The organism is Streptomyces verrucosisporus (assembly GCF_017114865.1).
GTDB classification, from domain to species: domain Bacteria; phylum Actinomycetota; class Actinomycetes; order Streptomycetales; family Streptomycetaceae; genus Streptomyces; species Streptomyces fenghuangensis.
Genome location: NZ_JADEYH010000058.1, coordinates 1 through 6,507, shown reverse-complemented (window position 1 = coordinate 6,507; position 6,507 = coordinate 1). Strand labels below are relative to the sequence as shown.

Below are 6,507 nucleotides of genomic sequence, written 5' to 3'. Positions count from 1 at the left end.
GAAAAGGCTCAGTGGCTGGACGCGGCGCTGTCCGCCCGCGACGGCTACCGCACCGCGCTGGACGATCTGTTGCGGACCGTGCCCCCGCTCCAACAGTCGGCCCGCCCCGCCCGATTCACCCAGCAGACGGTCAGCACCACCCTGCCTGCGGACTCCGCCTCACCGACACCCGAAGGCCTCGGTGAGGTCCGCAGCCGACGACGATGAGAGCCCCCGCCGATTGACCCATCCCACCGCCGCTGAGATCGCCGCGCGGATCGAGGACCTGTACGGCGCCGAACTCTCCGATCTCGAGGCCTACGCCCGGGACCAGGCCCCCGGCATGCTGGCTGCGCTCCTCGGAAGCCACCGCATCCTGGCCCTCGCCGAGCAGAGCATCACCGCCCAGCGGGAACGGCTGCAGCATCTGACCCGTCCCGGGCGGCAGATCGGTGCGCACGAGGTCTCCCATGTCCTTGACTGCGCCCGCCGTCTCGCCGAAGCGGTCGCCGTCCGCGACACCCAGGTCACGACCGCCGGCGCGGTCCTGCGCAGCCTCGGCCGCGCCCCCGTCGCAGAGCCGCCCACCACCTCTGCGGCACCGTCCCTTCCCGCCCCGCCCGTACCGGCCGCGAGTCCCGCACCGAGTCGCTGACCCGACCAGCGTCCCGGCCTTCCGTACTCAGGAGTCCCCCCTTGTCCACCACCGGTCTGCCGCCCGCCGACGACGCCGACGTCGCCCGGGTCACCGAAGCCCTCCAGATGATCACACCGCGCTGGAACGTGCGGATCCTGCTGGCCCTGAACCGGCCGGCACAGCGCTACACGCAGATCGCGGCCAAGCTGCCGTACCTCCAGAGCGGCCAGCTGCACCCCAAGATCCGCTCACTGTGCGACGCCGGCCTGGCCGAACGCACCGAGCACTCCGCCCGCCACGTCACCTACGGCCTCACCGCCCGCGGCCGACAACTCCTGCCGGTACTCCCGATGCTGGCCTCCTGGGCCGAGCAGAACCTGCAGAAGCCGGAACAGCTCCTCTCCGCGATCGAGCAGGTCGAGGACAGCCTCGCCCTCCTCACTCGCCGCCAGGCCCCCGCGATCCTGTGGGCTCTCAAGTCGCGGCAGGAGGTAACGGCCCGCGCCCTGGCCCGCATCGTCCTCCCCGACGGCTACTGGACCAACGTCTACCCGCCGCTGCGGCAACTCGTCGACGACGGCCTGGTGATGACCGAGGGCAACGGGCAGCCCTACCGCCTCTCACCGGCCGGTGCTGCACTCGGACCCGTCCTCGGAGTCCTGTCCATGTGGTCCGCCGGTCGGCCACTCGACCACGCCGCTGGGCATCCGCTCTGGGGACGACCCACCCCCGGACCCGCGACTCCCACCCGCTCCTGGACAAGCCACCAGCACCGGCCCCCCGCATGCACCCCTCCCACGGCCTCCGCCATACCGGCACAGCCCGCCCGCCGCCTCGGCTGGCAGCCCAGCGAACTGTTCTCCCACGCCACCCCCACCCGTGCGAAGGCGGCCCTGCCGGTCGGAGGAGCCCGCCGGTGATCCCCGCCCTCTCCCACCAGCAGCTCCGCGACATCTGTACGGCACTGTCTTCTGTTGGCCTGATTCGCCTGGTCAGCGAGATCGACGATCACGGAGCCATACCGGCGCGCGGCCTGGCACGCACCCTTACGGACCTCTCCGCCGACCGGATCCGCCAGGCCGTCGAGCAGGCCGACTCCCTCGGACTCCTCACCCGAACCCCCGGCACCGTGGGCCTCTCGGCGGCCGGCCGGGACCTCGCCGACGTCTACGATGCGACCGCGCGGTGGGCCCGGCGACACAACCACCCGGCCGCGCACTGCGACTTCGCCGGACGGATCCACAGCACGTTCGCCCTCCTGGGCGCACTGACAGCCGACCCCCCGAACCCCAAGGACGAGCGCGAGACCGAACTCGGCCGCATCGAACGGCTGATGGCCGAGTGGACCCATACCCACCAGCGAACCCGCGGCACCGACGGCGTCGCCGCGTGACGCCTGCCCCCACCCTCCTGCGCGGGATCTACCTGCCCCGCAGCGCCGACGGCGCCGCGTTCGCGATGGCCACCTACGGCATTCCCCTCCTCGTCCTGGCCACCACCGGGTCGGCCGCTCTGACCGGACTGGCCTTCGCGCTGGAATGGGTCCCGCGCATCGCGGCCTTCACGGTGGCCGGCACCCTCGTGGACCGCCACGGCACGGCCCGCGTCTTCCGGGCGGCCTGCCTCGCGCGCGCCCTGACCGTCCTCGCCGCAGCCGGTGTCCTGGCCGTGCTCGACGCCGGTTCGCCGGCGGTGACCGCCACCGTCATGCTGCTGGCCGCGTCCACCGGCATCCTCACCGAGTTCAGCTACGTGGCGGCCGAGACCGCGGGCGGCGCGGCGAGCCGGAGCGCAGGCGCCCAGGCTCACCGGGTGCAGTCCGTCCTGCTGGGCATCGACCAGACCGCCATGCTCACCGGACCGCTGGTCTCCGGCCTGCTGCTGGAACACGGCGGGCCGACCGCCATGCTCGGCACGCTCGCGGCCTTCTCCCTGCTCGCCACCGCCCTCGGATCCGAAACGCGGAACGCACCGACGAGCGCGGCACCCGCACAGGGAGGACTACGGACGGGCTGGACGACCCTGCGCTCCCTGCCGGCCCTGGCCTGGCTGGTCGCCGGACTGGTCGTCTCCAACACCGCCATCGCCCTGCTCCAGGCCGCCATGCCGGTCATCGTCGTGACCGAGCTGGGGCACTCCAGCGCGGACGCCGGACTGATCTGGTCCGCCGCGGCCGCCGCCTCCCTGCTCGCCATCACCGCCGCCCGCCGGGCGATCGACCGCTGGGACCTGTGGCCGGTCGGAGCCGCAGCCGCCGCTCTCGCCGCCGGAGCGACCCTCGCCGTCGCCCAGGCCGACACCTACCGCGGCTACCTCCTGCTGATCGCCGTCCTGATGGCCGGCGAAGGCGGCCTCACCGTCGTCCTGCGCACCCTGCGCTCCCACCTGATCCCCCCGACGTCTTCGGCAGCACCCTCGCCGTGACGATCCTGCTGCTCCTGCTGCCCTTCCCCGCCGCCGGGCTGCTCGTCGCGGCCGTACCGCCCGCCCAGCTCGGGCACGCCCTCACCGCCGCCGCACTACTCCAGGCCGCCGGCCTCGCGGCCGCCTTCGTCCGGCTGCGCACCCTGCCCGCCCTACCGGCGCCGGCGCCCTGACCTCCCGGTCCGAACGGATCCCCACCGCTCGTGCCCGCCACCACGCGGGACGGGCTACCCGGCCTCGCCCTCCCGCGCCGGCCTTCCACTCCCCGAACCATTGAGGAGCCTGCCCTTGTCCGACCGTCCTGCCGTCCTGGTCGTCGCTGCGGCTGACATGGAAGCCGAGGCGTACCGCGGCTACTGCCTCGAGTCCGTGGCCGCCGCCTACGACGTCGTTCTCATCACCGGCGAGGAACCGTCGTGGGAGGTGCCGTACCTCCGGGACTGCCTGGTGGTGCCCGACCCGACCGACCAGGCGGCGCTGTTTGCCGCCGGCCGGGCCCTGGCCGACCGCTACGACCTGGCGGGGGTGTTCACCTGGACCGAGTGGTACCTCGTCCCGGTCGCCCGCCTCGCGCGCCGGCTCGGCCTGCCGACCACCGACCCGGAGGCGATGCGAGCGTGCCGCGACAAGGCCACCGCGAGGAGCCTGTTCGCCCGCCACGGCGTTCCGTCGGCCGCATCGGTGAGCGTCCGCACCCGCCATGAGGCGCAGGCCGCGGCCGAGCGGATCGGCTACCCGGTCGTCCTGAAGCCCGCCGCGCACGCGGCCGGCATCGGCGTGATCCGCGCCGAGGCCCCCGACCAGCTCACCGCCGCGTACGGAGCCGCCCGCCGGGCGGCCGACCTGGGCCTGGAGAGCACCGACGTTCTGGTCGAGGAGTACCTCGACGGCCCGGAGGTCTCGGCCGAGTGCGTCACACACCGGGGCAAGACCACGGTGGTGGCCGTGACCCGCAAGACGGTCAGCGAGCCGCCCCACTTCGAGGAGCTGGCCCACTCCGTCGACGCGGCCGACCCGCTCCTCGCCACCGTCGCCCCCGCCGCGCGGGCCGCCATCCGCGCACTGGGGATCACCGACGGCGTCAGCCACGTCGAGATGCGCCTGGTCGACGGCCGGCCACGGCTCGTCGAGGTCAACGGACGCCTCGCCGGAGACATGATCGGCCACCTCGTCCACCTCACCACCGGCATCGACCTGCCGCGCGCCGCCGCCGACATCGCCTGCGACCGCGCCCCCGACCTCACTCCGACCAGATCCTCGGCCGCCGCGATCCACCTGATCTACCCCGAAACCTCCGGCACCCTCACCCGTCTGCGTTTCGACGGCCCCCACCCGCCGTGGCTGGAGCGGATCCACTTCCAGCGCCGCCCCGGCGACCGGCTCCTCCTGCCGGCGGACGGCGGTGACATGTTCACCGCCCGGATCGGTCACCTCATCACCACCGGCCCCACCACCGAGACCGCCCGCGCCCGCGCCGCCACCGCCCTCGGCCACGTCGTCACCCACGTCGAACCGGCCGCCGCCTCCTGACCACCGGACTCTTGATGCCGCCCCACGACGACCTTCGCACCATCGGCGGGGACGTCCACGTCTCCCCGCGCTACCTCGCCGCCGCCACCGCGACCGGCGACCCCGCCCTCGCACCGCTTCTCGACCTCGGCTGGGACCTGGAACACGACGACCTCGGCAACGCCTACGTCCATGCACCCGACCGCACCGTCCGCCTCGGCTACCTCCCCGAGGGAGAGGACGACGGTCTCTGGCGTATCAACGCCTACCGCGACGCCTTCGGCCCGCCCACCTGGGGCGTCTGCTTCAACGACTCCTGCCCCACCGAGTTCGTCCGGGCCTTCACCACCGCCCTGGCCGAGGCGTACGAACAGGGCTCGGACGCCTACCTCGCGGCACCGGACTCCCGAAGCACGGACCGCGAACCGTTCCTCGCCGCCGCCCCCTTGATCAACCGCGGCTGGCAGCTCGAACGCCCCAGCGGAGGCGTCCTGGCGATCCGCTCGCCCGACGGGCTCGCCGGACTGGAGTGCACCACCGGACGCCTCGACCCGCAAGCCGAGCTGACCACCCGCGACGCCCGCTGGCAGCTGTGGGCCGGTACCTCCATCGACCACCCCGCCTGGTACGCCACCGCCAGCAGCAACACCCCCGTCGCTCTGCTCCGGGCCGTCACCGAGTGCGTCTCCGACCCGGCTCCGCTGCTCCGCTGGCGAGAGGAGACCTATAGCTACATCCAAGGCCTGGCCCGGCTTACCCCCGTCCTCCCGCCACACCCGCCAGCCCCAACCCCACTCGACGTCCAGCGGGCCGCCTCCCGGCACTCTGCCGCGCTCCCGGCCTCCAGCGTGCCGCGCTGGAGCACCACCAGCCGCCCAGCCCTGCGCGGCCCTCGGCGCTGACCGCCCACAGCCCGACCGTTCCGGAGGTATCCGCTTGGCCCTGCGCGCCCGCGACTTCTTCATCGAGCACCTGAAACTCCCGTTCGCCGAGGCCGCCGTCGTCGGCAACACCTACTACGCAACCCCCACCCCCGGCGGCCTGCTGAGGCTGCGGATCGACTTCGCCCGCACCATCCGCGCACACGAGTACGACGGCCTGCGCCTGGCCACCATCCACCAGGACAGAGGCGAACTCGACGCCCAAGTACTGCGGTTCGAGGACCACAAGACCTTCGACCACCGCGACGCTTCCCAGGGCCGCGGCCCGACGCACTCGGGATATGCCACGTTCCGCGAGTTCCGCGACCGACCCGACTGGGCGCCCTGGAAAGGCGCCCACACCCACGGACTCCGTGCCGCCATCGAGCGGTACGCCTCCGTCTGGTTCCCCAGCACCCAGCAGACGCCCGCCCCATCACGCACCCCGGGGCTCACCGCTCACAAGGCCACGGCCCCGCCAACCACCCGCAGCGCGATCCGCTCCCGCTAACCCTCGCAGCCACACCCCTTTCCTCACTTCAGAGCCTCCTCTTGCGCATCCGCTTCGACTGCGGCCTTCCTGCTGCGGTCGCCGTAGCCGCAACGGTTACCGGCCCCATTACCTGGGTCCAGCCAATCTCACCCAGGCCACCGAGTCGTCCCCCTCCATCGATCCCGTCTCTGTGCATGGCCGAACCGGAACTCGACAGCGTTCAGATCATCCCCAAGAGGGCCCTTCGGGAGCCGCACTCGTCGAGGCTGCTTTCAACTTGTTCGATGAGAGTGGCCAGAAGGACGCCGCTGGCGAGGCTAAACGGAGTCGTAGCAGTGACGGTGGCACAACGCGAAGCTGTTCGCCCAGGGGACCGGGGTCCTATGGCCGTGTAGGGGAAGATATGGCAGCAAGTGCAGCATCACGCGCAGTTTGTTGATGTCTCGTGCGCTTCTTCGAGAAGTCAACTTCCATCTCTATATGGACAGATATTAACTATACCTGGCGAAGGGTTCTGTATCGTTGAAAATATTGATGACTAGTGT

General features: G+C 72.1%; 6 protein-coding genes and 2 pseudogenes. All 8 read left to right on the top strand.

Annotated features, from left to right (window positions below; genetic code table 11):
• Positions 1–207, top strand: a pseudogene (locus tag IQ279_RS27315) (hypothetical protein); the annotation flags it as partial.
• A 13-nt stretch (positions 208–220) separates the two neighbouring features.
• Positions 221–634, top strand: coding sequence for a hypothetical protein (locus IQ279_RS27310; protein WP_206352008.1), 414 nt, complete (start codon positions 221–223; stop codon positions 632–634).
• A 41-nt stretch (positions 635–675) separates the two neighbouring features.
• Positions 676–1,536 carry a winged helix-turn-helix transcriptional regulator gene (locus IQ279_RS27305; RefSeq protein WP_206352007.1) on the top strand — a complete coding sequence of 287 codons (861 nt, stop codon included), beginning with the start codon at positions 676–678 and terminating at the stop codon, positions 1,534–1,536.
• On the top strand, positions 1,533–2,009 hold the full coding sequence (locus IQ279_RS27300) for a hypothetical protein (protein WP_206352006.1): 477 nt from the start codon (positions 1,533–1,535) through the stop codon (positions 2,007–2,009). The genes IQ279_RS27305 and IQ279_RS27300 overlap by 4 nt, the downstream gene beginning before the upstream one ends.
• A gap of 65 nt (positions 2,010–2,074) precedes the next feature.
• Positions 2,075–3,213: pseudogene (locus IQ279_RS27295) on the top strand (MFS transporter).
• Positions 3,214–3,370: 157 nt separating this feature from the next.
• A complete protein-coding gene (locus IQ279_RS27290) occupies positions 3,371–4,570 on the top strand; it encodes an ATP-grasp domain-containing protein (protein WP_206352009.1) in 1,200 nt (399 codons plus the stop codon).
• Positions 4,571–4,584: 14 nt separating this feature from the next.
• A complete protein-coding gene (locus IQ279_RS27285; RefSeq protein ID WP_206352005.1) occupies positions 4,585–5,451 on the top strand; it encodes an SPDY domain-containing protein in 867 nt (288 codons plus the stop codon).
• 34 nt (positions 5,452–5,485) lie between these two features.
• Positions 5,486–5,980 (top strand): hypothetical protein, encoded by a 495-nt coding sequence (locus tag IQ279_RS27280; protein WP_206352004.1) that lies wholly within the window; start codon positions 5,486–5,488, stop codon positions 5,978–5,980.
• Positions 5,981–6,507 lie beyond the last annotated feature (527 nt).